This window comes from Leucobacter albus, assembly GCF_039528015.1.
Classification (GTDB): Bacteria; Actinomycetota; Actinomycetes; order Actinomycetales; family Microbacteriaceae; genus Leucobacter; species Leucobacter albus.
Map to the genome: position 1 here is coordinate 268,995 of NZ_BAAAKZ010000001.1, position 26,474 is coordinate 295,468.

24 protein-coding genes are annotated in these 26,474 nt (G+C 69.3%); 15 read left to right on the forward strand and 9 right to left on the reverse strand.

The annotated features are described in order from the left end of the window. Positions 1-240 precede the first annotated feature (240 nt). From ABD115_RS01205 to ABD115_RS01220, 4 genes are all read left to right on the forward strand, one after another. Positions 241-1,308: an ABC transporter ATP-binding protein gene (locus tag ABD115_RS01205; protein ID WP_343957345.1), complete on the forward strand. Its 1,068-nt coding sequence runs from the start codon at positions 241-243 to the stop codon at positions 1,306-1,308. A gap of 341 nt (positions 1,309-1,649) precedes the next feature. Further along, positions 1,650-2,864, forward strand: a complete 1,215-nt coding sequence (locus ABD115_RS01210; RefSeq protein ID WP_343957347.1) for an NADP-dependent isocitrate dehydrogenase — start codon at positions 1,650-1,652, stop codon at positions 2,862-2,864. A gap of 257 nt (positions 2,865-3,121) precedes the next feature. After that, positions 3,122-4,045 (forward strand): acetamidase/formamidase family protein, encoded by a 924-nt coding sequence (locus ABD115_RS01215; RefSeq protein ID WP_343957349.1) that lies wholly within the window; start codon positions 3,122-3,124, stop codon positions 4,043-4,045. 40 nt (positions 4,046-4,085) lie between these two features. Then, positions 4,086-5,060 (forward strand): quinone oxidoreductase family protein, encoded by a 975-nt coding sequence (locus ABD115_RS01220; RefSeq protein ID WP_343957351.1) that lies wholly within the window; start codon positions 4,086-4,088, stop codon positions 5,058-5,060. A gap of 18 nt (positions 5,061-5,078) precedes the next feature. Here the strand turns inward: ABD115_RS01220 and ABD115_RS01225 are convergent, their stop codons facing one another. Continuing rightward, the gene (locus ABD115_RS01225) at positions 5,079-5,435 is read right to left on the reverse strand and encodes a VOC family protein (protein WP_343957353.1); all 357 of its coding nucleotides are present in this window, start codon (positions 5,433-5,435) and stop codon (positions 5,079-5,081) included. A gap of 41 nt (positions 5,436-5,476) precedes the next feature. Beyond that, positions 5,477-6,526 (reverse strand): lipoate-protein ligase LplAB, encoded by a 1,050-nt coding sequence (lplAB, locus tag ABD115_RS01230; RefSeq protein WP_343957355.1) that lies wholly within the window; start codon positions 6,524-6,526, stop codon positions 5,477-5,479. A 256-nt stretch (positions 6,527-6,782) separates the two neighbouring features. Between lplAB and ABD115_RS01235 the strand changes: the two genes are divergently transcribed. Further along, a complete protein-coding gene (locus tag ABD115_RS01235; protein WP_425560049.1) occupies positions 6,783-8,069 on the forward strand; it encodes an MFS transporter in 1,287 nt (428 codons plus the stop codon). Positions 8,070-8,083: 14 nt separating this feature from the next. Here the strand turns inward: ABD115_RS01235 and ABD115_RS01240 are convergent, their stop codons facing one another. From ABD115_RS01240 to ABD115_RS01265, 6 genes are all read right to left on the reverse strand, one after another. After that, positions 8,084-9,151, reverse strand: a complete 1,068-nt coding sequence (locus tag ABD115_RS01240) for a DUF418 domain-containing protein (protein ID WP_343957357.1) — start codon at positions 9,149-9,151, stop codon at positions 8,084-8,086. Positions 9,152-9,288: 137 nt separating this feature from the next. After that, complete coding sequence (locus tag ABD115_RS01245; RefSeq protein ID WP_343957359.1) at positions 9,289-10,092, reverse strand: putative hydro-lyase; 804 nt, start codon at positions 10,090-10,092, stop codon at positions 9,289-9,291. Between the two features lie 63 nt (positions 10,093-10,155). Then, positions 10,156-11,988 (reverse strand): acetyl/propionyl/methylcrotonyl-CoA carboxylase subunit alpha, encoded by a 1,833-nt coding sequence (locus ABD115_RS01250; RefSeq protein WP_343957361.1) that lies wholly within the window; start codon positions 11,986-11,988, stop codon positions 10,156-10,158. Then, on the reverse strand, positions 11,985-14,069 hold the full coding sequence (locus ABD115_RS01255; RefSeq protein WP_343957363.1) for a 5-oxoprolinase subunit B/C family protein: 2,085 nt from the start codon (positions 14,067-14,069) through the stop codon (positions 11,985-11,987). The genes ABD115_RS01250 and ABD115_RS01255 overlap by 4 nt, the downstream gene beginning before the upstream one ends. Beyond that, positions 14,066-14,839: a LamB/YcsF family protein gene (locus ABD115_RS01260; protein ID WP_343957528.1), complete on the reverse strand. Its 774-nt coding sequence runs from the start codon at positions 14,837-14,839 to the stop codon at positions 14,066-14,068. The genes ABD115_RS01255 and ABD115_RS01260 overlap by 4 nt, the downstream gene beginning before the upstream one ends. Positions 14,840-14,893: 54 nt before the next feature. Beyond that, positions 14,894-16,204, reverse strand: coding sequence for an NRAMP family divalent metal transporter (locus ABD115_RS01265; RefSeq protein WP_382389519.1), 1,311 nt, complete (start codon positions 16,202-16,204; stop codon positions 14,894-14,896). A 152-nt stretch (positions 16,205-16,356) separates the two neighbouring features. Between ABD115_RS01265 and ABD115_RS01270 the strand changes: the two genes are divergently transcribed. After that, positions 16,357-17,043, forward strand: coding sequence for a GntR family transcriptional regulator (locus ABD115_RS01270; protein ID WP_343957365.1), 687 nt, complete (start codon positions 16,357-16,359; stop codon positions 17,041-17,043). Positions 17,044-17,225: 182 nt separating this feature from the next. Here ABD115_RS01270 and ABD115_RS01275 read toward each other — a convergent pair whose 3' ends face one another. Next, complete coding sequence (locus ABD115_RS01275; RefSeq protein WP_343957367.1) at positions 17,226-18,113, reverse strand: alpha/beta fold hydrolase; 888 nt, start codon at positions 18,111-18,113, stop codon at positions 17,226-17,228. A gap of 41 nt (positions 18,114-18,154) precedes the next feature. Here ABD115_RS01275 and ABD115_RS01280 point away from each other — a divergent pair, with 41 nt between their 5' ends. The 9 genes from ABD115_RS01280 to ABD115_RS01320 all read left to right on the forward strand — a co-directional run bounded on the left by ABD115_RS01280 (position 18,155) and on the right by ABD115_RS01320 (position 26,473). After that, on the forward strand, positions 18,155-19,228 hold the full coding sequence (locus ABD115_RS01280; protein WP_343957369.1) for an alpha/beta hydrolase: 1,074 nt from the start codon (positions 18,155-18,157) through the stop codon (positions 19,226-19,228). A gap of 22 nt (positions 19,229-19,250) precedes the next feature. Further along, a complete protein-coding gene (locus tag ABD115_RS01285; protein ID WP_343957372.1) occupies positions 19,251-20,195 on the forward strand; it encodes a 2-hydroxyacid dehydrogenase in 945 nt (314 codons plus the stop codon). 150 nt (positions 20,196-20,345) lie between these two features. Further along, on the forward strand, positions 20,346-21,731 hold the full coding sequence (locus ABD115_RS01290; protein WP_343957374.1) for a glycine--tRNA ligase: 1,386 nt from the start codon (positions 20,346-20,348) through the stop codon (positions 21,729-21,731). 12 nt (positions 21,732-21,743) lie between these two features. Beyond that, the gene (locus tag ABD115_RS01295) at positions 21,744-22,850 is read left to right on the forward strand and encodes a CPBP family intramembrane glutamic endopeptidase (RefSeq protein ID WP_343957376.1); all 1,107 of its coding nucleotides are present in this window, start codon (positions 21,744-21,746) and stop codon (positions 22,848-22,850) included. Then, complete coding sequence (locus ABD115_RS01300) at positions 22,847-24,331, forward strand: hypothetical protein (protein WP_343957378.1); 1,485 nt, start codon at positions 22,847-22,849, stop codon at positions 24,329-24,331. The genes ABD115_RS01295 and ABD115_RS01300 overlap by 4 nt, the downstream gene beginning before the upstream one ends. Before the next feature lie 87 nt (positions 24,332-24,418). Further along, the gene (locus ABD115_RS01305) at positions 24,419-24,766 is read left to right on the forward strand and encodes a YtxH domain-containing protein (protein WP_343957381.1); all 348 of its coding nucleotides are present in this window, start codon (positions 24,419-24,421) and stop codon (positions 24,764-24,766) included. Further along, on the forward strand, positions 24,763-25,236 hold the full coding sequence (locus ABD115_RS01310) for a phage holin family protein (protein ID WP_343957384.1): 474 nt from the start codon (positions 24,763-24,765) through the stop codon (positions 25,234-25,236). Before ABD115_RS01305 ends, ABD115_RS01310 begins: the two co-directional genes overlap by 4 nt. Continuing rightward, complete coding sequence (locus ABD115_RS01315; protein WP_343957386.1) at positions 25,233-25,499, forward strand: hypothetical protein; 267 nt, start codon at positions 25,233-25,235, stop codon at positions 25,497-25,499. The genes ABD115_RS01310 and ABD115_RS01315 overlap by 4 nt, the downstream gene beginning before the upstream one ends. A gap of 194 nt (positions 25,500-25,693) precedes the next feature. Next, positions 25,694-26,473, forward strand: a complete 780-nt coding sequence (locus ABD115_RS01320; RefSeq protein ID WP_343957388.1) for a uroporphyrinogen-III synthase — start codon at positions 25,694-25,696, stop codon at positions 26,471-26,473. Position 26,474 lies beyond the last annotated feature (1 nt).

The following is a 26,474-nucleotide window of genomic DNA, read 5'->3' on the forward strand; positions in this document are numbered from 1 at the left end:
TCGCCCGCCCCTTCCGGTGTGGAGGGGGCGGGCGATTCGGCGTGCGCCATGCGCAGCGGATGCGCCACGGCCCCGTCATTCGCCACCGCCCGCGGATCCGCCATCGCCTCTCGGCCCTGCCAGTCGACCCACCCCGTCGCTGTGCTAGCCTGACGATGCCCAGCGACGGGCAGCGGCGGAGCATTTCGTCGTCATTCCACAACGGATCGTCCGGCACGTACCTGCCGGTGGAGGAACATCATGGCATCAGTCACGTTTGAAGGCATTACTCGTGTCTACCCTGGCACCGACCGACCGTCGGTAGACAAGCTCAGCCTCGACATCGAAGACGGCGAATTTCTCGTGCTCGTCGGCCCCTCGGGCTGCGGCAAGTCGACAACGCTGCGCATGCTCGCCGGCCTCGAAGAGGTGAACGAGGGCCGCATTCTCATCGGCGACTCCGACGTCACCGACGTCGCGCCGAAAGATCGCGATATCGCCATGGTCTTCCAGAACTACGCGCTCTACCCGCACATGACCGTCGCCGAGAACATGGGCTTCGCCCTGAAGATCGCCGGTGTTTCGAAGGAGGAGCGTGCCGCGCGCGTGCTCGAGGCCGCGAAGCTGCTCGACCTCGAAGACTACCTCGACCGCAAGCCTAAGGCGCTCTCGGGCGGGCAGCGCCAGCGCGTTGCGATGGGCCGCGCGATTGTGCGCCAGCCCCGCGTCTTCTTGATGGACGAGCCGCTTTCGAACCTCGACGCGAAGCTCCGCGTGCAGACACGCACCCAGATCGCTTCGCTCCAGCGCCGCCTCGGCGTCACGACCGTCTACGTCACCCACGACCAGACCGAGGCGCTCACCATGGGCGACCGCATCGCCGTGCTGAAAGACGGCCTGCTGCAGCAGGTCGGCACCCCGAGCGAGCTCTACGAAACCCCGGTGAACGTCTTTGTCGCCGGCTTCATCGGCTCGCCGGCGATGAACCTGTTCCCGACGACGCTCACCGACGCCGGCGTGATGTTCGGTTCGCTCGCGGTGCCCGTGAACGTTGGCCCGGGTGCAGGCAGCTCGGTGACCGTCGGAATTCGCCCCGAAGACCTGACGATCGCGGCGCCAGGCGAGCCTGGCATGTCGGTGCAGATCGACCTGGTCGAGGAGCTCGGTGCCGACGGCTACCTCTACGGCCACATGACCGAGGGCGAGGGGTCGCAGATTGTGGCGCGCGTCGACGGCCGCAACCACCCGCAGGCGGGCGAAACCGTCACGCTGGTGCCGAACCCGGAGCACCTGCACGTGTTCGACGCGGCGAGCGGCGGTCGCCTGTAGGTCGTCGGCCCGGCCGGCGCCGCGCGGTTGCGCGCGCGGTGCCGGGCCCGCAACCGCGCGGCCGCAACCGCCCGCCCGCCACCGCGGGCCCGCAACCGCCCGCCCGCCACCGCGGGCCCGCAACCGCGCGGCCGCCGCCATCTGCAGAAGGCAGGGTGATCTGCACAACATAGGCCAGAACCGCGGCTCGCGCTGCTGTGTTGGGCTGATCGCCCGCGGTTTCGCAGCGATCTGCCCCGGGAGAGCCCCCGGCGAAGCCGATATCTCGACGTCGAGATAAATTTGAGCGGGATCGGGTAGACTTACTCCCGGAAATTTGATCGTTGAAACAGGGAGTTACGTTGGCGAAGATCAAGGTTGAAGGCACCGTCGTTGAGCTCGACGGCGACGAGATGACTCGCATTATCTGGCAGTTCATCAAGGATCGGCTGATCCACCCGTATCTCGACGTGACGCTCGAGTACTACGACCTCGGCATGGAGCACCGCGACGCCACCGACGACCAGGTGACGATCGACGCAGCCCACGCTATTCAGAAGCACGGTGTTGGCGTCAAGTGCGCGACCATCACCCCCGACGAAGCACGCGTCGAAGAGTTCGGCCTGAAGAAGATGTGGAAGAGCCCCAACGGCACGATCCGCAACATTCTCGGCGGCGTCATCTTCCGCGAGCCCATCATCATCTCGAACATTCCGCGCCTCGTTCCGGGGTGGAACAAGCCGATCATCATCGGCCGCCACGCATTCGGCGACCAGTACCGCGCAACCGACTTCCGCTTCGCCGGCGAGGGCACCCTCACCGTCGAGTTCGCGCCGAAGGACGGCGGCGAACCCCAGAAGTTCGAGGTCTACCAGGCCCCGGGCGACGGCATCGCGCAGGTGCAGTACAACCTCGACGCGTCGATCGTCGACTTCGCGCGCGCCTCGCTGAACTACGGCCTCTCGCGCAACTACCCCGTCTACCTCTCGACGAAGAACACCATTCTTAAGGCGTACGACGGCCGCTTCAAGGACATCTTCCAGGAGATCTTCGACACCGAGTTCAAGGAGCAGTTCGAGGCTGCGGGCCTCACCTACGAGCACCGCCTCATCGACGACATGGTCGCATCGGCCATGAAGTGGGAGGGCGGCTACGTCTGGGCCTGCAAGAACTACGACGGCGACGTGCAGTCTGACACGGTTGCGCAGGGCTTCGGCTCGCTCGGCCTCATGACCTCCGTGCTCGCGACGCCAGACGGAAAGGTTGTCGAGGCTGAGGCAGCGCACGGCACCGTGACCCGCCACTACCGCCAGCACCAGCAGGGCAAGCCCACCTCGACGAACCCGATCGCGTCGATCTTCGCCTGGACGCGCGGCCTCGCGCACCGCGGCAAGCTCGACAACAACCAGGAGCTCATCGAGTTCTCGCACACCCTCGAAGACGTCGTCATCAAGACCGTCGAGTCGGGCAAGATGACGAAGGATCTCGCGCTCCTCGTCGGCCCCGAGCAGGGCTACCAGACGACCGAGGAGTTCCTCGCGTCGATCGACGAGAACCTGCAGGCCCGCCTGGGCTAGGCGGCAGCGCCGCGCGGCCTCACCCGTGAGGTGAGGCCAGGTGAAGCGGGGCTGGGGCGTAACGCGCCGCAGCCCCGCTTTTGCGTGCAAACGCCCGAGGCGATCGGGCCGTGCTGGTGGCCCGTGACTGACCGGGCGCCCTTCCTGATCAGCCCCCCAGCAGCTGCGGCGCACACGCACGATAGCTTTGGGAGGGCGCTGCGCGCCGGGAACGGCCCGGAGCACCGGCAGCAGCCGCACTCACGAAGGGGTCTCAGTTGGTTCTGTTCATCGGTAAAGATCAGGCGCACTCGGGGTTTTCGGCCGAAGACGAACCGGCGCTGCGCATCGATCCCGGCACCGGCGAGCACATTCAGTTCGAAACCTCAGACTGCTCCTACGCCGAAACCGCCGAGAAGGGCAGCAGCGACGACCTCACGTCGCTGCTCAACCCGATCACTGGGCCCGTGTACGTCAACGGTGCCGAGCCCGGCGACACCCTCATCGTCGATATCGTCGACATCGCGCTCGGCGACTACGGGTGGTCGGGCTATTTTCACGGTGCCGGTGCCCTCGCGGGGGTGATGGGCGACGAACCCTACATGCGCCGCGTGCCGATCGCTGGCGGCATGGTGCACCTCACCGACACGATCGCTGTGCCGGCGCGCCCGATGGTCGGCTGCTTCGGCACCGCGCCGGCGACGGGCCGCAACTCCTCGATGGCCCCCGTGTACTCCGAGGGCGGCAACCTCGACCTGACCTACGCGACAATTGGTGCGCGCCTGTACCTGCCGGTGAGGGTCGCGGGCGCCTACCTCGGCCTGGGCGACATTCACGCCGTCATGGCCGAGGGTGAGGCCTCGGACGTGGCGATCGAGGCCGCCGGTACGATCACGGCGACGGTGTCACTCACGAAGGAGTTCGCGGTCTCGGCGCCGGCGCTCGAGACCGAAACAGAGGTGATCTTCGTCGGCCTCGGCGACACGATTCAGCAGTCGCTGGCGCACGGCTACCAGCGCGCCTTCCGCTTCCTCACCACACAGCACGGGTTCAGCCGCGGCGACGCGTTCACGGTGATGAGCGCGGTGGTGAACTCGGCGCTCGGCGGCCCCGCGGGGTCGGCTGAGGTGCCTGCCGGTTCGCCGCTCGCGGCCGGTTCGATCACGACGCACCACGTGCCGAAGTGGATCCTCGAGCGCTGACACGATCGCGGGTCTGCCCGGCTGCGCGTAGGGTGGAGACATGCGCGCGATCATTGCAGAGCGGCCGGGTGGGCCCGAAGTCCTGTCTTTCACCGATGCGGGAGCGCTGACGCCCGCCCCGCGGGAGCTTGTGGTCGAGACGACCGCGGTCGGGGTGAACTTCATCGAGACCTACCAGCGATCGGGGCTCTACCCCGTGCAGTTCCCGTTTACCCCGGGGGCCGAGGCGACGGGTCGGGTGCTCGCCGTCGGCGGCGAGGTCGAGGGGTTTGCCGTCGGCGACCGCGTGGTTACCGCCGAGGCGCGGGCCAGCTACGCTGAGCAGTTCGTTGTGGCAGCCGAGGCCGCCGTGCGCGTGCCAGCTGCGCTCGCCGAGGTGCTCACCGACGAGCGGGCCGCAGCGCTCCCGCTGCAGGGGCTCACCGCGCACTACCTGTGCACCTCGGTGACGCGACCAGAGGCCGGCGAAACGGTGCTGCTGCACGCCGGGGCCGGCGGTGTCGGTCTGCTGCTCACGCAGCTGCTCGCGGCGCGCGGGGTGCGCGTGATCACGACAGCATCGAGCGAGGAAAAGCGCGACCTCAGTCGCGCCGCTGGGGCCACCGAGTCGATCGGCTACTCGGGGTTTGCCGAGGCTGTGCGCGAGCTCACGGGCGGCGAGGGCGTCGCCGCTGTGTACGACGGCGTCGGCAGAGACACGTTCGACGGCTCGCTCGACGCACTGCGCGTGCGCGGCGAGCTCGTGCTGTTCGGCGGCGCGAGCGGCCCGGTGCCGCCCTTCGACCTGCAGCGGCTGAACTCGGGCGGCTCGCTGTCGGTGACCAGGCCATCGCTCGGCTACTTTCTGCGCACAGCAGAGGAGCGCGCGTGGCGCTACGGCGAGCTGTTTGGTGCGATCGAGGCCGGCACGCTCGACCTCAGAGTTGGCGCGACGTTCCCGCTCGCCGAGGCGGCAGCTGCTCACCGCGCCCTCGAGGGGCGCGAGACGACTGGCAAGGTCGTGCTGCTGCCCTAGCTGCGGCTGAGGCTGCGGCTAGTGCGGGTCGCCGATGCAGAACTCGTTGCCAGCCGGGTCGGCGAAGGTATCCCAGTTGAACTCGGAGTCGCCGCGCTGGCCGAGGTGAATGGCACCAGCCGCGACCCACTCGGCGACCAGCGCGTCGCGGTCGACATCGGCGGTGCGATCGAAGTCGAGGTGCACCCGGTTCTTGCCGGGGGTCGGGTCGTCGACCCGCTGGAAGCCGAGTGCCACGGGCAGCTCGGGCGCGCGCACGACGCAGAACCAGCCGTCGAAGTCTTGTGCGATCTCGCCGCCGAGGCGATCCGCCCACCACCTGGCAAGCGGCCGCGGATCCGCAACATCAATCGTCACCATGCCGAGTCGAATCACTGTGAGCTCCCTTGCGTGTGTTGAAACGGGCGAACGCGCGGCTACGGCACGCGCCGCAGCCACTCCTCGCTGGTGAATTTCTGCTCGACGAGCCGCTCCGCCGCGTCCCACTCGCCCTCGGTGACCTCGCCCATCACGCCGCCGTGGCGGCGCTGAAACACCTCGATCATGCGCTCGACGATCTCCTCGCGCGTCTTGCCGGTCTGGCTCTTCAGCGGGTCGACCCGCTTCTGCGCGCTCGCCGTGCCCTTGTCAGACAGCTTCTCGCGGCCGATGCGCAGCACCGACGTCATCGCTGTCGGATCCATGTCGTACGCCATCGTGACGTGGTGCAGAATCGCGCCCGAGCCGAGCCGCTTCTGCGCGGCCCCGCCGATCTTGCCCTGCGGGCTCGTGATGTCGTTGAGCGGCTTGTAGACCGCGTCGATGCCGAGCGACTTCAGTGCCTCGAGCACCCAGTCGTCGAGGTACGCGTACGAGTCGGCGAACGACATGCCGCGCACGAGCTCGCCCGGAATGTACAGCGCGTAGGTGATGCTCGCCTCTGGCTCCATGTACATCGCGCCGCCGCCCGAGATGCGGCGTACGAGCGTCGCGCCGTGCTCGGCGGCCGCAGCCTCGTCGACCTCGTTCTTCACCGATTGGAACGAGCCGATGATCACGGCCGGCTCGTTCCACTCCCAGATGCGCAGCGTCGGGCCGCGCAGGCCCTCGCCGACCGCGGTCGTGAGCACCTCGTCGAGCGCGGCGTTGAGCATCGGGGTGATCGCGGGCTCGCGCACGATCTGCCAGTCGTAGTCGCGCCAGTGTGCGGCCCCCGTGACGCCGCGGCGGATCGCGATGCCGACGGAATCTGGCGTGAACCCGAGCAGGTGCACCTCGCTCGGCAGCGCCTTGCGGATCGCGTCAGCGAACTCCTCGATCGTCGAGTTCGGGCGCATGCCCTCGATGGCCCGGTTGATGTCGAGGAGCGCCTCGTCTGGTTCGAGGAAGAAGTCGCCCGAGAGCCGGAAGTCGGTGATCGCGTCGCCCTCGACCTCGAAGTCGACGACGACGAGCTTGCCGCCGGGAACCTTGTACTCGCCGTGCATGTCAGCCTCCTCTTGCCTTATACACAGGGTACTCCTCGGCGCGGCCCTCGGCTATGCGCTGAGGCAGACGTCGGCCACGCATATGGCGGCTCTTGTCGCATCGCGAGCCCGCAAGCGACAACTACTGCCATATGCGGAGGGTGCGGGGCGGGGCGGGTGCGGAGGGTGCGGGTGCGGGTGCGGGGCGGCGGGTCCCGGGGCACGGCGCGGCGCGGCGCCCGCGAGAGTAAGGTGAACAGAATGAACAGGAACGCTCGTGGCTGAACCGATCGCGAGATTCCTGTGGCGCCTCGCCCCGATGATTTATGGCCCGACGCTCTTGTTTGCGCTTGGGCAGGGCGCCATCATCCCGCTGATTCCGACGATGGCGACGGGGCTCGGGGCCGATCTCGCGACCTCCGGGCTCGTCGCCTCCGCCCTCGTCGTCGGTCAGCTCGGCGGAAACATTCCCGCTGGCTGGCTCGTCGCGCGGGTTGGCGAGCGCCTGGCGATGGTGATTTCGGGGGTGCTCGCCCTCATCGGCGCCGTCATGCTGCCGTTCGCCACGAGCATCACGGTGCTGACCCTCGCGGTCTTCATCAACGGGTTCTGCGCGGCGGCATTCGGGCTCGCGAGGCACTCGTTCATGGCGACGCACGTGCCGTTCCACTTCCGAGCAAGGGCGCTCGCGCTGCTCGGGGGCAGCTACCGCTTCGGCATGTTCCTCGGGCCGTTTGTCGGGGCGCTGCTGCTCGTCTCGAGCCTGCAGGCCGCCGCGGTGATCTGGTTTCTCATCGCCTGCCTGGCAGCGACGGTGCTGCTCGTGTGGCTCGGGCCCGACCCCGAGCGCGAGTTCGTTGCCGGCGAGCGCACCCCCGCGCCAAGGCAAGCAGCGGGGCCCGAGAACACCGCAGTAAACGGCCCCGCGACCGCCGGGATGAGCCTGCCAGACGGGGCCGGTGCACGCGAGGGGGTGTTTCGCACGATGGTGCGCTTCCGCGGTGTGCTCGCGAGGCTCGGGCTCGCGGCATCTACGCTGTCTGCGCTGCGGGCGGCCCGGCAGGTCGTGCTGCCGCTCTGGGGCGTCGCGATCGGGCTCGACGCGCAGACCATCTCGCTGGTTGTCGGCATCTCCGGGGCGCTCGATTTCGCGCTCTTCTACGCGAGCGGGCAGGTGATGGATCGCTTCGGCAGGCTGTGGGCGGTCGTGCCGTCGATGCTGATGATGAGCTCCGCCTTTCTGATGCTCGCGCTGACGCTCGACTGGCACAGCGCGACCGGCTGGTTCGTTGCGCTGTCGGCGGTGATCGGCGTCGCGAACGGGCTGTCGAGCGGCCTGCTGCTCACGCTCGGGGCGGATCTCGCGCCCAAGCAGAACCCGGCGCCGTTTCTCGGCTCGTGGCGCACGCTCACGAGCGCGGGCGCGGCGGCCGCGCCCCTGATCTTCTCGGCGATGGCCGCGGTCGCCCCGATCGGGGTGGCGACCGCGGCCATGGGGGTCATCGGGCTCTTCGGCACCTGGGGGTTTCTGCGGTGGATGCCGCGGCGGGGCGGCCGCGGCTAGTCCAGCCGAAACAACTACTTGCGCAGCGGCTGCGGTGCCCACCAGGTGACGGTGCGCCACACCCACTCGAGCGGGCCGTACCTGAAGTGCTTGAGCCACAGCACCGACCACGCCCACTGCACGGGAATGATCGCCAGCGCGACCAGGTAGCCGTACTCGGGCAGCCAGGTCATTTCGGGCGCGTTGATCGCCAGCGCGAGCGCCACGACGAGCAGGGTCGCGGTGAGGTAATTTGTGAAGGCCATGCGGCCGAGCGGCGCGAACACGGCGGTGAGCGCGCGCGCCAGCGGCCGCGAGCGCATGAGCAGCAGCACGCCGAGCGCGAGGGCGAACATGGTGAGCACGCCCGCGATGCGACCCGGTTTCGAGAAGGATCCGAGGGCGATTTCATCGAGCTGCAGCATCGTCACCCCTGCCGCGGCAACGGCCGCGATGGTGAAGGCGGTAACGTGCACCATCGGCCTGCGCTCGAGCGTGCCAAGCGCGTCGTACCGCACGATGGCGGCGCCGAGCAGAAACAGGCCGGGCAGCAGCATCGGCCCACCGAACGGCGCACCGGCGGCCGTGAGCGCAACGCCCGCGACGAGCGGAACCCAGCGCGGCAGAAAGCTCGCGGGGAGGAGGATCACGAGCCCGGCGACAGCGTAGAAGGCGAGCACCTCGCCCGGGTAGATGAGGTGGTGCAGCACACCGACGACGGCGAGGAAACCGAGCCTGCGTGCAAGTACGACGCGCGGTCGCGCCGTGCGGCTGCCGGCGGATGCGAGAAACAGCGCGAAGCCAATGCCGAAGAGGATCGCAAACAGCGGCATCATTCGCCCCTCGAAGACGAGGCCGGTCACGAAATCGATCGGCGCCGCCTCGCCCGTGAACGGGCGCACGGGGGCGTCGTAACCCCAGCTGGCGATGGCCTGCACGTTCACCGGGAGAATGCCTGCCAGTGCGATGCCGCGCAGCACGTCGAGCGACGCGATGCGCGGCGCTGAGCCGCTGGGAGTGCCAGCGGGCGGGTGGCCGGCAGACGAGACAGTAGCGTGGCGGCGATTCTGGTGATCGGTGACGGGGGTACTCGGGTGTTGCATGAGATCCAGTCTGCGCTGTGTCGGGCGCTGCCGGATCCTCCCGCGGTGCAGGGTCTTCGGTACCTGGGTGCCGTCGCCCGCCGGGAAGCCCGTAGGGGTACGACCCTAGGGGGGCGACGCGCTGGCGCGCGGGCCCCTCAGACGAGGTAGTTCGCGTCGGGCACGTCGGTCACGAACATGTAGCCGGGCGCGTGGGTGAGGGCGAAGGGCGGCTTCGACGCCATGATCGCGGCCTGCGGGGTCACGCCGCACGCCCAGAACACGGGCACGTCGCCCGCGCGGATCTCGGGGGCATCGCCGAACTCCGGCGCCTGGATGTCTTCGATGCCGAGCCCGGCGGGGTCGCCGATGTGCACCGGGGCGCCGTGCACCGCCGGGTAGCGACCCGAAATCTGCACTGCCTCGGCCACCCGATCGCCGGGGATGGGGCGCATCGAGACGACGAGCTCGCCGCTGAGCCTGCCCGCCGGCGCACACGCGCGGTTGGTGCGGTACATCGGCACGTTGCGACCGAGCGTCTGGTGGCGGATCTCAATGCCGGCGTCGACGAGCCCGGCCTCGAACGTGAAACTGCAGCCGATGAGAAACGAGACGAGGTCGGGGTGCTCCTGCCATGCGGCGGAGGCGTCTGTCGGCTCGCCCACGAGCACGCCGTCGCGCCACACGCGGTACTGCGGAATGTCGAAGCGCAGGTCTGACCCCGGCGCGAGCAGCGACTCGGTCGCGCCCGCGTCGAGCACCTCGAGCACCGGGCACGCCTGGGGGTTGCGCTGCGCATAGAGCAGCACGTCGTAGGCCCAGTCGGCAGGCACCGCGATGAGGTTGGCCTGCACGAGGCCGTGGGCGACGCCGCTCGTCGGCGTGACGAGGCCTGCCCGGTACACGGAGCGCGCCTCGCGCGCCTCGCGGAGCTGCACTGGGGTTGCCTGAATGCGTGTCACGGTTGTGCTCCTTCTTCGTTGAACGGTGCTGGGTGTGGGTGCTGGGTGCGCCGGCTGCCCCCGCTACGGCTCGATCGAGCCGAGCGTGGCGCCTGCGGCCAGTGCCGTGCCCGCTGCGGCGCCGTGCCGCAGCGTGCCCGAGGCGGCGGCCTTGACCGGCACCTCCATCTTCATCGCCTCGAGCAGCGCGATGGTGTCGCCAGCCGCGACGAGCGCGCCGTCGTCTGCCTTCCAAGAGGCGAGGGTGCCTGCGAACGGGGCGACGAGCGCGCCTGCGCCCGATCCGCTGCCACCCGCACCGCTGCTGCCCAAGCCAAAACCGCTGCCGCCGAGGTCGCCGGTTCCGCCGGCACCGGCACCGTCAGCACCGCCGGCACCAGCACCGCCCCCGACTCGCCCGCCGAGCGCGGCCGCGCCGGCCTCGAGCCGCGCGAGAAAGCTCTCGGGCAGCCCGAGCTCGAGAATCCGCCCATCGACCTCGATTGGCATGCGTGCGAACCTCGGTGCCCCAGGGGGCGCGACGGCAGCCGCGGGTTCGAACTCGGCGGTGCACTCCTCCTCGATCCACCTGGTGTGCACGCCGAATGCGCCGTCAGCGGCGACGAACGCCGGGTCGGTCACGACGTGGCGGTCGAACGAAAGCACTGTCGCGACGCCGTCGATATGAAACTCCGCCAGGGCTCGCCGCGAGCGCCTGAGCGCCTCGTCACGATCCTTGCCCCACACGATGAGCTTCGCGAGCATCGAATCGAAGCTGCCGGGCACGGTGTAGCCGGCGTACACCCCGGTGTCGACGCGCACGCCGGGGCCGCCGGGCGCGTCGAAGCGCTCGACGGTGCCGGGGGTCGGCAGGTACCCGAGCCCGGGGTCTTCGGCGTTGATGCGAAACTCGATCGCGTGCCCGAACGTCGGAATCTCCTCGGGCACCGTCATGGGCAGCCCTGCGGCGATGACGAACTGCTGCTGCACGAGGTCGACCCCCGTCACCATCTCGGTGACGGGGTGCTCGACCTGCAGCCGCGTGTTCACCTCGAGGAACGTGAGGGTGCCGTCTTCGCCGAGCAGAAACTCGACGGTGCCGGCGCCGACGTAGCCCGCGGCGCGGCACACCGCGGCGGCCGCGTCGTGGATGCGCTCGCGAAGCTCGTCTGAGATGAAGGGAGCGGGCGCCTCCTCGACGAGCTTCTGGTTGCGGCGCTGCAGCGAGCAATCGCGGGTGCCGAGCACGGCGATGCGGCCATGCCGGTCGCCGAGCACCTGCGCCTCGATGTGGCGCGGGCGGTCGAGAAAGCGCTCGACGAGGCAGTCGCCCTGGCCGAACGCGGCGGTCGCCTCGCGCACGGCAGACTCGAACGCCTCGGCGATCTCGGCGCGCTCGCGCACGACGCGCATGCCGCGCCCGCCGCCGCCAAACACGGCCTTGATCGCGATCGGCAGGCCGTGCTCGTCTGCGAACGCGACGACCTCGGCCGCGTCGCCCACGACGCCAGCGCTGCCGGGAACGAGCGGCGCGCCGACCTCGGCCGCCAGCGCGCGGGCCCGTGCCTTGTCGCCGAGCACCTCGATGGTCTCGGGGTCTGGCCCGACCCAGGTGAGCCCGGCGGCGATCACCGCGGCCGCGAAGTCGGCGCGCTCAGAGAGAAACCCGTAGCCGGGGTGAATAGCGTCGGCCCCTGAGCGCTCCGCCGCGGCGAGCAGCTTCGCGATGTCGAGGTAGGTGTCTGCCGGGCTCGCGCCACCGAGCGCGTAGGCCTCGTCTGCGAGGCGCACGTGCAGCGCGTCGGCGTCGTCGTCGGCGTAGACGGCGACGCTCGCGATGCCTGCTTCGCGGGCGGCGCGGATGATGCGGACGGCGATCTCGCCGCGATTGGCGATCAGAATCTTGGTGAGGGTCACGGGTGGGTCTCCACATCTTCGGGGTGGGCTGCTGGGTGGGCTGCTGGGTGGGCTGCTGGGTGGGCGGCTGGGTGGGCGGCGGCCGGTGCGGCCGCTTGCGAGGCCGGCTTTGCGGCCGCCCCCACGAGTGCGAAGCGCACGCGGGCGCCGGGCGCGAGCTGCGCGGCCAGGTCGATGTCGTCGTGGTGGATCACCGCGATGACCGGATACCCGCCCGTGAGCGGGCGATCCGCAAGAAACAGCACCGGCTGCCCGTCTGGGGGCACCTGCAGGGAGCCGAGCGCGACGCCCTCGCTCGGCAATTCGCGCGAGGCGTGCTCGTCGTTCCGCGCAAGCGGCTCGCCGGCAAGGCGCACGCCGACGCGGTTGCTCTGCGGGCTCACCGCCCACTCCTGGCCGGTGAGCTTGGCGCTCGCCGCGGCATCGAACCAGTCGTCGCGCGGGCCCTTCACGATGCGGAGCGTTGCTACCTCGCCCGGCGCAGGCAGGGGCGGCGCTGGCAGGGCCGGCGCTGGCAGGGCCGGTGCCGGCGCCGCGACAGCCGATACCGCGGCATTGCCGGCGCGAATCTCGTCGCCCTCGGCAAGCGCGGCCGGGCCGAGACCCGCGAGTGTGTCACGCGACAGACTGCCGAGAAACTGCTGCCCGGCGACGCCGCCCCGCAGTGCGAGCACGGTGCGCAGGCCGCGAACGGGGTGGTCAACTGTCAGGCATTCGCCCGCGCTCAGGCGGAACGGGGCGCCGTGCGGGGTGGGCCGCTCGCCAAAGGGCCCGGAGATGTGCGCGGAGCGCGGCGCGCCGGTGAGTGCGAGCACCGCCGTGTCGATCGCCACAACCGCAAACCCGCCGTGGCTGAGTTCGAGGGCAGCAGCGTCGGGGCGGTTACCCACGAGCGCATTCGCGGAGCGGAGCGCGCCGCGGTCTGCCGCGCCGGATTCGCCGACGCCCATGCCCGCCGCGTGCTTGCGGCCGGCGTCTTGCACGAGCGTCTGTAGGCCGGCGTCGAGCACGCGGAGCGCGGGGGTGCCTGCGCCTCGGGTGCTGGGGTGCTGGTCGGCTGGAACGGTACCGGCTGGCGGTTCGGTGCCGGGCGAAGGTGCGGTGTCGGGTGAAGCCGCGGTGTCGGGTGAAGCCGCGGTGCGAGCTGCGGTGCGCCCCGCGGATGTGGCTGCGGTCGCTGCCGCGGGGGCGGTTTCTCGCAGCACCTGCTCCGCACCAGTGCCCAGCGTGCCGAGCGCAGACCCGGTCTGCGGCGAGAGCGTGGCAGCAGCTCGCTCGACGACGAAGCGCACGCGGCCGCCTGCGAGCAGCACGGCGGGCTGCTCGCGCGACTCGTCCCACATGCGGTGGCTCGTCGCGCCGATGATCTGCCACCCCCCGGGGCTCTCCCGCGGGTAGACGCCGGAGAACGGGCCGGCGAGGCCGACTGAACCGGGGAGGATCCGCGGCCGCGGAGTTGCCCTGCGTGGCACGGAGAGCGCCGTGTCTCCGCCAGAAAGATACGCGAAGCCGGGGGCAAACCCCGTGAACGCGACCGTGTAGTTCGCGGCCGTGTGGCGTGCAACGACGGCTGCGACGCTCAGCCCGGTGAGCCGCGCGACCTCGGCGAGATCTTCGCCGTCGTAGCGCACCGGGATGGTGACCTCGGGGGAGGTGGCCGCCGCGACCGCTCCGGCGCTCGCCGCCGAGATGAGCCGGCGGAGCTTCTGCGCCGTCGTGCCCGCGCTGCTTTCCGTGCTGCTTGCCGCCGAACCCGCCGCGCCGCGCGCCGTCCAGCCCGCATCGCTGCTTGCCGCCGAACCCGCCGCGCCGCGCGCCGCCCAGCCCGCATCGCTGCTTGCCGCCCAGGCGACCTCGCCGCCCGTGACGAGCACGGTCTCGGCCGCCGGCACGAGCTCGTCGACCTCGAGCTCGCCGCGCTCGCGGGCGGCGCTGAGCGCGCCGAACACGGCGAGCGCGCTGCTCAGCGAACCGCAGTCGATGAGCAGCGCCCGCGACCCGGCTGGCCGGAAGCGCAGCTCGCCGCCCGGCGCGAGGTCGCCTGTCGCGGGCTCGCCGCCTGCCGCCTGGTCGCCTGTCACGGCCTGGCCGCCCCGCTGAAGTTCGCGAGCTCGACGCCGGCCGCGAGCAGCCGCTCCCGCACGGCCTGCGCCATGCGCACCGCGTCGGGGCTGTCGCCGTGCACGCAGATCGACTCTGCCGCGACGCTCACGGTGCTGCCGTCGCGCGCGGTGACGGTGCCGTGCTCCACGAGCTGCAGCATGCGCTCGGAGACGAGCTCTGGGTCGTGCAGCACCGCGCCGGGCTCGCTGCGCGAGACGAGCGCGCCCGTTGGCTCGTATGCGCGATCCGCAAACGCCTCGGGCACCGCCCGCAACCCGGCGGCGCGAGCCTGCTCGACGAGCGGCGACCCGGCGAGGCACACGAGCGCGAGACCCGGGTTCACTCGCTTGATCGCCTGGATCACGACCGCAGCCTCGGCCTCGTTGAACGCGATGGAGTTGTAGAGCGCGCCGTGCGGTTTCACGTATCGCACCTCGGTTCCGGCCGCGAGGGCGAGCGCCTGAAGCGCGCCGATCTGGTAGATCACGTCGGCCTCGAGCTCGTCGGCCGGCAGCACCATGGGGCGCCTGCCGAAGCCCGCGAGGTCGGGGTAGGCGACGTGGGCGCCGACGGCGACGCCGCGGGCCTGGGCCCCGAGCAGCGTCGCGAACGCGGTCTTCGGGTCGCCGGCGTGAAACCCGCAGGCGATATTCGCGCTCGTGACGGTCGCGAGCATGCTCTCGTCGTCACCCATGCGCCACGAACCGTAGTGCTCGCCAAGGTCGCTGTTGAGATCGATCTGCATTATCGATTTCCCTTCTCAGAGTGGGCGCGGTGGTGCTGGTGCTGGTGCTGGTGCGGTCTATGCGCCGAGGAACTTGAAGATCGTGCCGAACGAGACGGCTCCCATGTACCAGGTGAGTATGGTCATGAGCGTACCGAGCCACAACAGCCACGGCTGGATCCGATGGCCGTTGAGCAGGTCGCGCCTGAACCATGCGATGTACATGAACACCGTGAAACCGATTGGCAAGATGAGACCGTTGAACCCGCCGGCAAAGACGAGCAGCGCGACGGGGGTTGTGCCCATGAGCAGGTAGGCGATCAGGCCGACCGCGATGAAGGCAACCGTCGCCCAGCCGCGCCTGCGCAGGTCGAGCTTTGCGCTGAACACCGTCATGAACGAGACGGAGGTGAAGGCGGCGCCGATGACGCTCGAGAGCGCCGCCGCCCACAGCACGAGGCCGAAGGCACGCATGCCCCACTCGCCGGCTGCGGCCTCGAAGGCCTGCGCCGCCGGGTTCTTCGAGAGGTCGAGCAGCACGCCGCTCGCGGTCACGCCGAGGAAGGCAAGAAACAACACGTAGCGCATGATGCCGGTGACGGCGATGCCGAAGAACGCTGAGCGGGTGACCTGCTTGATGTTCTCGGGGCCGCTCGTGCCCGAGTCGAGCAGCTTGTGTGCGCCGGCGTAGGTGATGTAGCCGCCGACCGTGCCGCCGACGATGGTGGTAATCGCTGCGAAGTCGATCGTGTCGGGGAGTACCGTCTGGCGCAACGCGTCTCCGATTGGCGGGTTCGCGACAATCGCGACTGTGATCGTCAGGGCGATCATCACGATGCCGAGCACGATGATCGCCCGATCCATGATCAGGCCGGCCCGGTGCGACAGGAAGATGCCGATTGCGAGAATCGCGCTGATCGCGCCCCCGAGCTTCGGGTCGAGCCCGAAGAGCGCGTTGAGGCCGAGGCCGGCACCCGCGATGTTGCCGATGTTGAAGACGAGGCCGCCGGCGATCACGAGCACCGAGAGCACAAAGCCCGAGAATGGGATCGCGGCGTTGGCGAGCTCGGCAGCCCGCTTGCCCGAGAGCGTGATGATCTGCCAGATGTTCGCCTGCACGATGAAGTCGATGACGATTGACACGAGGATGCCAAAGGCGAAGGCGGCGCCAAGCGTCGCGGTGAAGGTGGCCGTCTGGGTGATGAAGCCGGGGCCGATCGCCGAGGTCGCCATCAAGAAGATCGCTCCGAGCAGTGATGCGCGCCTGCTCTTGGCGAAGCCGACTGCGCTGCTGGCTACCGTGCCGCTGGCGACCGTTGCCGGGCCGGGAACGGAGACCTCGCTGGCGGGGCCCTGCTCGTCGTGTTCCGGGGAGTGTTTGGTGCTCATCGGTGAGGTGCCTTTCGCGTCATTGCGCTGCTGATGGTGAGGTGAGCCCGTGGGGGAGGACCGTTCCATCAGAATACTCGCTTGTTTGAACAAAGCAAGTTTAATTGCTCAACAATCTTGGGTTGATGGTGGGTGCTTGCTACACTTCACGCATGTCGTCACCCCGTCGTGCAGCGCCCGCCGAGGCTGAGAGTGCGGTGCTTTCGCGGGCGATGGAGGCCGCCGCCGAGATTCGCGGGCGCATCTCGCAGGGAGAGCTCAGGCCGGGAGACCGGGTGCCCGAGGCGAAGCTCGCCGAGTCGCTCGGGGTCTCTCGCAACACCCTGCGTGAGGCGTTTCGCACCCTCAGCCAAGAGGGCCTCATTACCCAGGTGCCGAACCGCGGGGCGATCGTCGCCATACCGAATATCAACACGATCATCGATGTGTATCGGGTGCGGCAGTTGATCGAGTGCCAGGCTGTCACCGAGGCGCTGCCGAAGCACCCGGCCATCGCGAAGATGCGCGCGGCGGTCGAGGCAGCGCTCGAGCACCGCGAGCGAGGCGACTGGTCGGCGATCGCCGGTGCGAACATCGCCTTCCACCGGGCCGTGTTTGAGCTTGCCGACAGCCCCAGGCTCAACCGGCTCTACGAGCAGCTCGCCACCGAGCTGAGGCTGGCGTTCGGGCTGATCGACGACCCCGAGTACCTGCACGCGCCGTTCTTGGAGCGCAACCTCGCGATTATCGAGCTGCTCGAATCTGGCGAGACCGAGCGTGCGGCCGCGCAGCTCAAGGGCTACCTGTCGCTCGCCGAGCGCATCTTGCTGGCTGGCTACGAGCGCCTCGAGCTGGGTTAGAGGGCTGGGCCCAGGGGTCTTGGGCTCGGGCCCTGGGCCGGCCCCAATTCCCTCCGTCACCATGTTTTGCGCCCGTCACCACGCAAATACCCGTCATTTGCATGGTGACGGGGCGAAAAGATGGTGACGGAGCGGGCGCACGGGGCCCAAAGCCCAGGGCCTAGGGCCCAGGCCCCAGGCCCCTACCCCTCGAGGCGCTCGAGCAGCCAGGTGGCCACGTCGGTGAACACCGCGTCGCGGTTCGTCTCGTTCAAGATCTCGTGCCTGGCCCCGGGGTAGATCTTCAGCGCAACATCGCGCACACCCCGGGCCCGGTACGCATCGGCGAGGCGCCGCAGCCCGTCGCCCCGGCTCAGCGGGTCGTCGCCGCCAGCGACAATCAGCAGCGGCACATCGGCCGCGAGCCCGGGCCCCGGTGTGCCAAACAGCCGCAGCCCGTCGGCCACGCCGAAGAGCTTGAGAATGTTGGCTTCGAAGCACAGAGGGTCGGCAAGAAATGCCCTGGCGGTCTCGGGGTCGCGGCTCAGCCATTCGAATCCGGTGGCGTCGTCGGCCCCGGCCCAGGCGGCGTTGAGCTTGCCGCTCTCCATGAACTTCGGGGTGCGGTACGCGCTACCCGAGAGCACAACGGCGTCCCATTGCCGCGGTGATTCGTTGAGGATCCGCTGGGTCATGAGCGACCCCCACGAGTGGCCGAACTGCGCAACTCGCAGACCGGGGTGCGCCTCGCGAATTACGCCGGTGAGCTGCTCGATCGCGGCCTCGGCCGCCCGCAACCCGCCCGGCCCGAGCTTGCCGAGCAGCGAGAGCTCGCCCCCGTGCTGACGCCTGCCCGTTTCGCCGTGCCCGCGGTGATCGTTCGCGTACACGACGAGGCCTGCGCCGGTGAGAAAGCGCGCGAAGGCGTCGTAGCGCAGCGCGTGTTCGCCGATGCCGTGCGAGATCTGCACCGCGCCGATCGGCTCCGCCACCCGCGCCGGGTCGGGCGCCCACGCGTACGCGCTTATCTCGATACCGTGGGCGTCGGTATACGTGAAATCGCGGCGCGCGCCCTGATGCTGGTCGGTCATGCCTCCATTGTTGCGCACAACCGCGCAAATATACTGGGGCAATGCGGCGTTCTGTTGCGTGGCTCGCGCCCCTCGCCGTGGGGGCGTTGCTCGCCGTGTCGGCGTGCGTGCCGAGTGAGGCCGAGGGAGATGAACTGGTGTCGAACGAACTGCAGATCACCGAGCTGCGTGTGCCAGGGCCGGCCGCCGAGCGGCCGGTGGTGGGGGAGATCAACCGCGTCGGCTCCGCGAGCGTTCCCGTGCGCGCCTATGAGCCGGCGCGCGGCGTCGAACCCTGGGCGACGCTTGTGTGGTCGCACGGCGGCTCCTTTGTGCGCGGCACGCTCGATTGGCCCGAGGCCGACTGGGTCTCGCGCGGCTTCGCGGCCGCGGGTCTGCGAGTGCTCTCGGTCGATTACGTGCTCGCGAGCGAGACGGTGAAGGCGCCGGCGCTGTCGAACGACGTCGCCGCCGTGCTCGCGTGGGCCGGGGCCGAGTACCCGGGGCCGCTCGTGGCCGGCGGCGCGAGCGCTGGCGCTCAGCTCACGGTGCTCGCCGCGGTGGATCAGCGCCGCCGCACCCCCGCCCGGCCAGCGGAGGCGCTGCTGCTCGAATACCCGACGCTGCATCGCGTGCAGCGGGCGGATCCGCAGCTCGCTGACGCGGTCGCGGCTTTGCCCGAGGCGCGCCGGTTTCGGGCCGACCGCATCGCCGAGATGTACGACTTCTACCTCGGCGCAGGTTCGGCTGGCGCAGGCTCGGCCGGTTCTGGCGCAGGCTCGGCCGGTTCCGGCGCCGGCTCGGCTGGCGCAGACTCGGCCGGCGCTGGCTCGGCTGGTTCCGGCGCCGACTCGAGCGAGCCGCCCCCGGCCGTGGCGGGCGAGCTGCCGCCCGAGACGCTCGCGCTGCTCCCGCCAACGATCATCGTGAACGCCGACGCCGATGAGCTGCGCGCCTCTGGCGAGGAGTTCGCCGAGCAACTCGCGGCCGCCGGCGTGCGCGTGACGGCAACGACCGAGCCCGGCACCGTGCACGGCTACCTCAACCGCCCGGAGGAGTCGGCTGCCGCCAGGGCGCAGGCCGCGGCAACGATCGAGCACTTCGTGCGCGAGCTGCGAGGGCTGCTCGGCGCGTGAGGCGGGCACCTAGACTGGCAGCATGAGCGAAATTGTTGTGTCACTGCCGACCGATGCGGGGCTTCGAGCGGCCGTCGGGGAGATCGACGGCGTCGACATCGTTGAGTGGGATGTCGAGGGCCCCGCGCCCCGCCAGCGCATCGATATCGTCGTGCCACCGTACTGGGGCGGCATTCGCCGCCTGGCGAATCTCGCCGAGGTCGAGACGCGGCTCGTGCAGTGGCAGTCGATCGGCTTCAACGGGGTCGACCGCTACCTGCCCGCCGGGCTAGCGCTCGCGAACGCGACGAGCGTGCACGAGGCGTCGACGGCAGAACTCGCCCTCGGTCTGATCATTGCGGCGCAGCGCGGGATCCCGGAGTTTGTGCGCGACGGAATCGACGGCAAGTGGGATCTGCGCACTTTCCCGAGCGTTGCCGACCGGCGCGTGCTCATCGTCGGCTACGGCGGCGTCGGCAAGGCGATCGAGGCGCGCCTCGCGGGGTTCGAGACCCACATCACCAGGCTCGCAAGCACCGCCCGCGAGGAGCAGAACCTCGCGGGAGAAACCGTGCGCGTGCACGGGCTCGACGAGCTCGACGCGCTGCTGCCCGACGCCGAAATTCTCGTGCTCGGGCTGCCGCTGAACGATGACACCCGCGGCATGTTTGGCGCGGCGAAGCTAGCGAAGCTGCCAGACGGCGCGCTCGTCGTGAACGTTGGCCGGGGGCCGCTCGTCGACACCGACGCGCTCGTCGCCGAGCTCGCGAGCGGGCGCGTCCGCGCCGCGCTCGACGTCACCGACCCCGAACCGCTCCCCGCAGACCACCCGCTGTGGTCGCTGCCGAACGCGCTGATTACGCCGCACGTTGGGGGCGACTCGACGGCGATGCTGCCGCGCATGGTCTCGCTCATCAAGCGCCAGGTCGCGCACCTGCGCGCGGGCGAGGCCCCCGAGAACATCGTGCTCGGGAGCTGGGCAGGCTAGCCCGAGCGCGCGCAGGGGTGTGGCTCGCGCGAGCTGGCGAGCCACACCCCTGCGCACAGCCTCGGCAGGCTAAACTAGGGCGGTGTGCGCGCGGCCGAGGCAGCACGCACGTGCCAAGATCCCCGTCTGCCCCTTGGAGTGAATAACACTATGGCTGAACAGTCCCGCCTTGATAAGGTCATCTCTCTCGCCCGCCACCGCGGCTTTGTCTTCCAAGCGGGTGAGATCTACGGTGGGTCGCGCTCCGCGTGGGACTACGGCCCCCTTGGCACGGCGCTGAAGGAGAACATCAAGCGCCAGTGGTGGAAGGCGATGGTGCAGCGTCGTGAAGACGTCGTCGGCATCGACTCGAGCGTTATTCTGCCCAAGCGGGTGTGGGAGGCCTCCGGCCACGTCGAGGTCTTCAGCGACCCGCTCGTTGAGTGCCTGCAGTGCCACAAGCGCTACCGCGAAGACCACCTCATCGAGCAGTTCGAAGAGAAGAAGGGGCGCGCGCCGAAAGACGGCCTCTCCGAGATCGTCTGCGTCGCCTGCGGCACCCGCGGCCAGTTCACCGAGCCCCGCGCCTTCTCGGGCCTGCTGAAGACCTACCTCGGCCCCGTCGACGACGAGGCCGGCCTGCACTACCTGCGCCCCGAGACCGCTCAGGGCATCTTCGTGAACTTCGCGAACGTGCTGCAGGCAGCCCGCATGAAGCCGCCGTTTGGCATCGGCCAGATCGGCAAGAGCTTCCGCAACGAGATCACCCCGGGCAACTTCATCTTCCGCACCCGCGAGTTCGAGCAGATGGAGATGGAGTTCTTCGTCGAGCCAGGAACCGACGAGGAGTGGCAGGAGTACTGGATGAAGGAGCGGATGGACTGGTACGTCGGCCTCGGCATCGACCCAGAGAACCTGCGCTTCTACGATCACCCGCAAGAGAAGCTGTCGCACTACTCGAAGCGCACCGCCGACATCGAGTACCGCTTCGGGTTCCAGGGCAGTGAGTGGGGCGAGCTCGAGGGCATCGCGAACCGCACAAACTTCGACCTCTCAACGCACTCCGAGCACTCCGGCAAAGACCTGAGCTTCTTTGACCAGACGAAGAACGAACGCTACACCCCGTACGTGATCGAGCCGGCCGCGGGCCTGACTCGCTCGCTCATGGCGTTCCTCGTCGATGCGTACCGCGAGGAGGAGGTGCCGAACTCGAAGGGTGGCACCGACACCCGCACGATGCTCGCGCTCGACCCGCGCCTCGCGCCCGTCAAGGCGGCGGTTTTGCCACTCAGCCGCAACGAGAACCTGTCGCCGCTCGCCCGCGAGATCGCCCAGGAGCTGCGCGAAGACTGGAACATCGACTTCGATGACTCGGGGGCCATTGGCCGTCGCTACCGTCGCCAGGACGAGATCGGCACCCCGTTCTGCGTCACCGTCGATTTCGACTCGCTCGACGATAACGCGGTCACCGTGCGCGAGCGCGACACGATGCAGCAGGAGCGCGTGCCGCGCGCAGAGCTGCATGCCTACCTCGCAGAGCGCCTCCGCGGCGCGTAATCAGGGAACACGATGACGCAACCCCCGATCGACGGTTACACACCCGGCACCGGGGGTTCGCGGCCCCCGGGCGATTCCCAGCTGCCGCCCGGCGCACCCGGGGGCGCCCCACCTCAGTGGGCATGGGTGCAGCCGCAGCCCCAGTTTCAGCAGGTTGAGACCGAGCCGCTCGAATACCACCGGCTGTACCGCGGCGCGCCGAAGTATGCCTGGTGGAAGCCGCTCGTCGTGCTCGTGCTCGCCGCGAGCATCTACTTCGCGATGAATATTGCGTTCTCGCTCGCACTCATGCCGCTGCTCGTTGCGTTCGACCCCGACTACGTCAACGACGCACTGTTCGCGCAGATCTCACCGATGCTCGATACCCAGCACCCGTGGTCCCTCGTGCTGAACCTCGGCACCATCGCCCTGATGATCCCTGCGGTGCTGCTCGCGATGCTTGCGCTCGGAGTCAGGCCAACCGGGCGCGTGTGGTCGGTCGCCGGTCGCATCAGGTGGGGACTGCTGTGGCGCACCACGGGAGCCGCTGTGCTCTCGGTGATCGTGATGAACGGCGTCGGAATTATTGTTGGCATGACGATGACCGCCGCGGCTGGCGCGACGACGGGCGAAGCGATTGCGGCCGACAGCCCAGATTTCAACGTCACGGCGGCAGTCGCCTCGGGTGTGATCGTGCTGCTGCTCGTGCCGTTCCAGGCAACCGCCGAGGAGGTCGTGTTCCGTGGTTTGGCGCTGCAGGTGCTTGGCTCGTGGATGCGCTCGCCGTGGCTCGCCGTCGGCCTCTCATCACTGGCATTCGCACTGATGCATATCTATGACATTTGGGGCATGCTCGCGGTCGGAATTATGGGGCTCACCGCCGCGTGGCTCACCTGGAAGACCGGCGGGCTCGAAGCCGCGATCGCGATTCACGTGATCAACAACTTCGCCGCCTTCGGCTTCATGGCCGCGGGGCTGAGCTCCGACACTGGGCAGGTTGAAAGCTCTGGCGGGCCGGAATCACTCATCGGCGAGGTCGTCGGGCTCGCGCTCTTTGTCTGGCTGACAGTGCGGATCTTCCGCAAGCACGGCTACGGCAGGGAGCGCATCGACACCGTGTGGCGCCAGGTGGCGGCGTGAAACGCGCGCTGCTGATCGGCGGCGGCGTCGCAGCATTCGCCGCGGCGCTGGAGCTCGCCGAGGTCGGCGTGCGCGTGGCGATTGCCGACCGCGCAATTCGAGTGCCCGATCGCGAGGTGCGCGACTCTGCTGGCGATATCGCCGGCTACCTCCGCGAGCTCGCCGAGCCGCTCGCGCCCGGGGCGAAACCGAACCCCGAGGCCGAACCGGTGGTCACGGGCGCGCGCGGCGCGCTGCTGCGGGCCCGTGACAGCTCTTGGCAGGCGGCACCGGAGCCCTCGGTCTGGGGCATTCCGACATTTCCACTCGCGCGCGACGTAATTGCGCTCTGCGGCATGCGCGGCGCCTTCCGCGCCTACCTCGACAGGCTGAAGCCCGTGCTCACCATAGGCAAGGCAGACAACTTCGGCAGGCTCGTCGACACGCGGCTTGGGCAGACAGCTCGCGACCTCGCCGTCGACCCGCTGGTGTTCGAGCGCTGGGGAGCACGCGCGCACGAACTGGAGGTCGCGGCCGTCGAGCCCGGCCTCAACGAGGCGCTCACCCGGGCAGGCTCGCTCACCGGCGCCGCCGCGCAGCAGGTGGAGGAGCACGCTGCCCGCGAAAGCCTCGTCGCCCCCGCTGCCGGGTGGCCGGCCCTCGGCGACCTGCTCGTAGACAGGCTCGGGCTCTACGGCGGTGTTGCGTTCGAACACGGGGTCGAGCGCATCGAGTGGGTCGCAGAGCCTGCGACCGCTGATGGCGACGCCGCCGATGGCCTCGCGACCGACAGCCCGGCCGGGGCTTGGATCGTGACCGATAGTGCTGGCGAGCAGCACGTGTTCGACGCGGTCATTGGCGACGCCGCGCACGTGCAGCGGGTGCTGCCGGTAGCGCTCGGCGAGCCACAGCATCTCGCCGAGCAACAACGCCCGGCGCGGCGTGAATATGCTGAAATTGGCATTCATGGAGCTCTCGGTGCCGCCGCCGGAGGCGGGCCGGGCGGTTCGGAGACGGGCGAATTCGACCCCGCGCAGATCGGCGACCCCCTCGTGCTCATCGATGCGGGCCAGCACGGAACGTGGGCCGCGCGCCTGATGCGGGGCGGAGCGGGGGCGTCGAGCCTCAGGCTTGCGGGCCCCACCGTGCCTGGCGCGGCTGGCGCGGCTGACGCGGCTGACGCGGCCAGCAGCGCGAGCGCCGGGGCTACTTCTGCCGGCACGCTCCCGCGCGAGGTAACCACCGCGGCGCTGGCTGCGCTCGAGCTGCCCCCTGACGCGGCGGGAACCGGGCCGCACGGCTTGACCACGAGGGCCGCTGCGTTCTCGACGACGGCCGAGCGCGGGGCGCGCGAGGCCGCTGACGAGGCTCGGTTCGACGCGAATCCGGCGTTGATTGTCGCCGATGAGTGGAATCACGGCGACGACCTCGGTGCGGCGCTCGTCGCCGGGCGCCGGCGGGCAGTGGTGCTGCGGCGAAAGCTGACCGGCATCTCTGAATAGCACAGGCTCGCGTTGGTAGCCTCACAGTGCACCCTGTATATTTCGAAATAGGAATGTATCGGAGCTGGCTGCGAAGAGTAGGCTGGAATGACGATCGTCGGGAGGCAGTACATGAGGGGCAAGGTAGGTTTCGTTCTCGGAGCCGCACTCGGATACGTGTTGGGCACCCGGGCAGGGCGCGCCCGATACGAGCAGATCAAGCGCGGCGCCATCGCTGTGTGGGAGACCCCGCTCGTGCAGCAGGGAGTGAGCACCGTCAAGGGCGCGGTTGACGACCGGGTGCAAGACGTGAAGGCCGCAGCGTCGCGGGCGGCGAAGTCGGCCTTCGCGGCCGCGACGCAGCCCAACCGCGATACGCAGCCCAAGCGTGACAATCCGAGCATCGCGCAGCAGATGCCCGCCGAGCGCGGCGACTCGGAGGAGACCTCGGCATGAGTCGCAAACGCGATGAGGCTGGCACCTTCGAGCTCCTTGCCAGGCTTCCGCAGCAGATCGTGTCGCTCGCGAAGATCGAGTACGACAACGCCAAGCGGGAGGCCGTGGGCGCCGCGAAGAAGGCCGGGATCGGCGCCGCAGGCGTCGTCGTCGCGCTCTTTTTCGTGTTCTTCATGCTTCAGGCCCTCGTGATCGCCGCAATCGCGGCGCTTGCCCTCGTGTGGCCGTGGTGGCTTGCAGCGCTCACCGTCGCTGCGGCGCTCATGCTGCTCGCCGCGGGAGCACTGTTCGCTGGTTACAAGCTCATTAAGCGAGGCAACCCCGTGCCGGAGCAGACTCTCGACCGGGTCGGAGCTGACGTCGCCGCACTTTCAGAGGTGCGTTTCAACGCCGACACGACGAGCAAGGCGAACACCGCGGCCCAGCAGCCCACGCAGCCCCCAGCGGGCGGATACGGAGACCGGAGATGACCCAGCAGCAACAGCGGGAGCTCGGGCTCGCCGAGGCCGAGCTCGCACGCGCAGAACTGTACGACACGCTCGGGCAGCTGCGAGACCGCCTGAACTATGCAAAGCGCATCGACGACGCGACCGAGCGGGTCGGCATTCGCATTCGCGAGGAACGCCAGCAGCGCCCGCTCGTGTTCGTCGCGGGCGTGGTCGCTGTGGCTGCCACCGCCGGTGTTGTTGTCTGGGCGATCGCGAAGCGGGCGAGTAAAAACCTGCGTTCGTAGCTGCAGTCGTAGTGTAGTCGGGTCTCAATACGTCAACGTAACAGCTCGGTTGCAATTGATGGGCTACGGCGTCGGTTTTGCGTCTTGCCCGGCGCGGGGCGAGAATAGGTGAACGCGCGACTCGGTAAGAGTGCGTATTCTTTGAGAAGTCGCCCTTGAGCGGTTCATGTTCGTTTTCGAGTGATGTGGGGTGTATGTCGGATCAGGCTAAGCTGCTCGGCGGCCTCCGTGTGCTTGTTCCACGCGGCGGAATCTGGGGAGACCTCGTCTCGCAGGCGCTGCGTGACCGTGGCGCGCAGACGGTGATCGCCCCGCTCGTCGACTTTTCGCACACGAGCGAGGAAGACAAGCTTGTCGAGGCCCTGAAAGATCTCAAGGCCGGCGAGTTCGACTGGATGACAGCTACGAGCGCGACGGTTGCCGACGTGCTCAAGCACCACAACGCCGAGTTCCACGAGCGCACCAAAGTGGCGATCGTTGGCGAGGCGACCGCGGTCGCGTTCCGCGAGGCGGGCTACCCAGTTACCGTTACTCCCGACGAAGACAACAACACGACCTTTCAGCTGCTGAAGGAGTGGAAAGACATCGACGCCGGCGAGGTGCTGCGCGTGCTGACGCTCCGCTCTGACGTGGCGAAGCCGGTGCTCACGGAGGGCCTCATCGAGCGCGGCCACGACGTCACCCAGGTGCTTGCGTTCCGCACTATCGGGGTGCCCGCCTCCGTGCACATTCGTGAGGATATTGATTCGGGGCGCATCAACGCGATTCTCGTCGCCTCGGCGAAGATCGCCGAAGAAGTGCGCAAGCAGTTCCCGCAGTTGCCCCCCGACACGCTTGTCGTGTGTGTCGGCGAGAGCACGGTTGCGGCCGCCGAAGAGCTCGAGCTTGCCGGCGCGAGCGGCCGCCAGGCCGACATCGATGCCATCATCGACGCCGTTGAGTCGGCGATTGATCACAGCGACATGCTGGACTGAG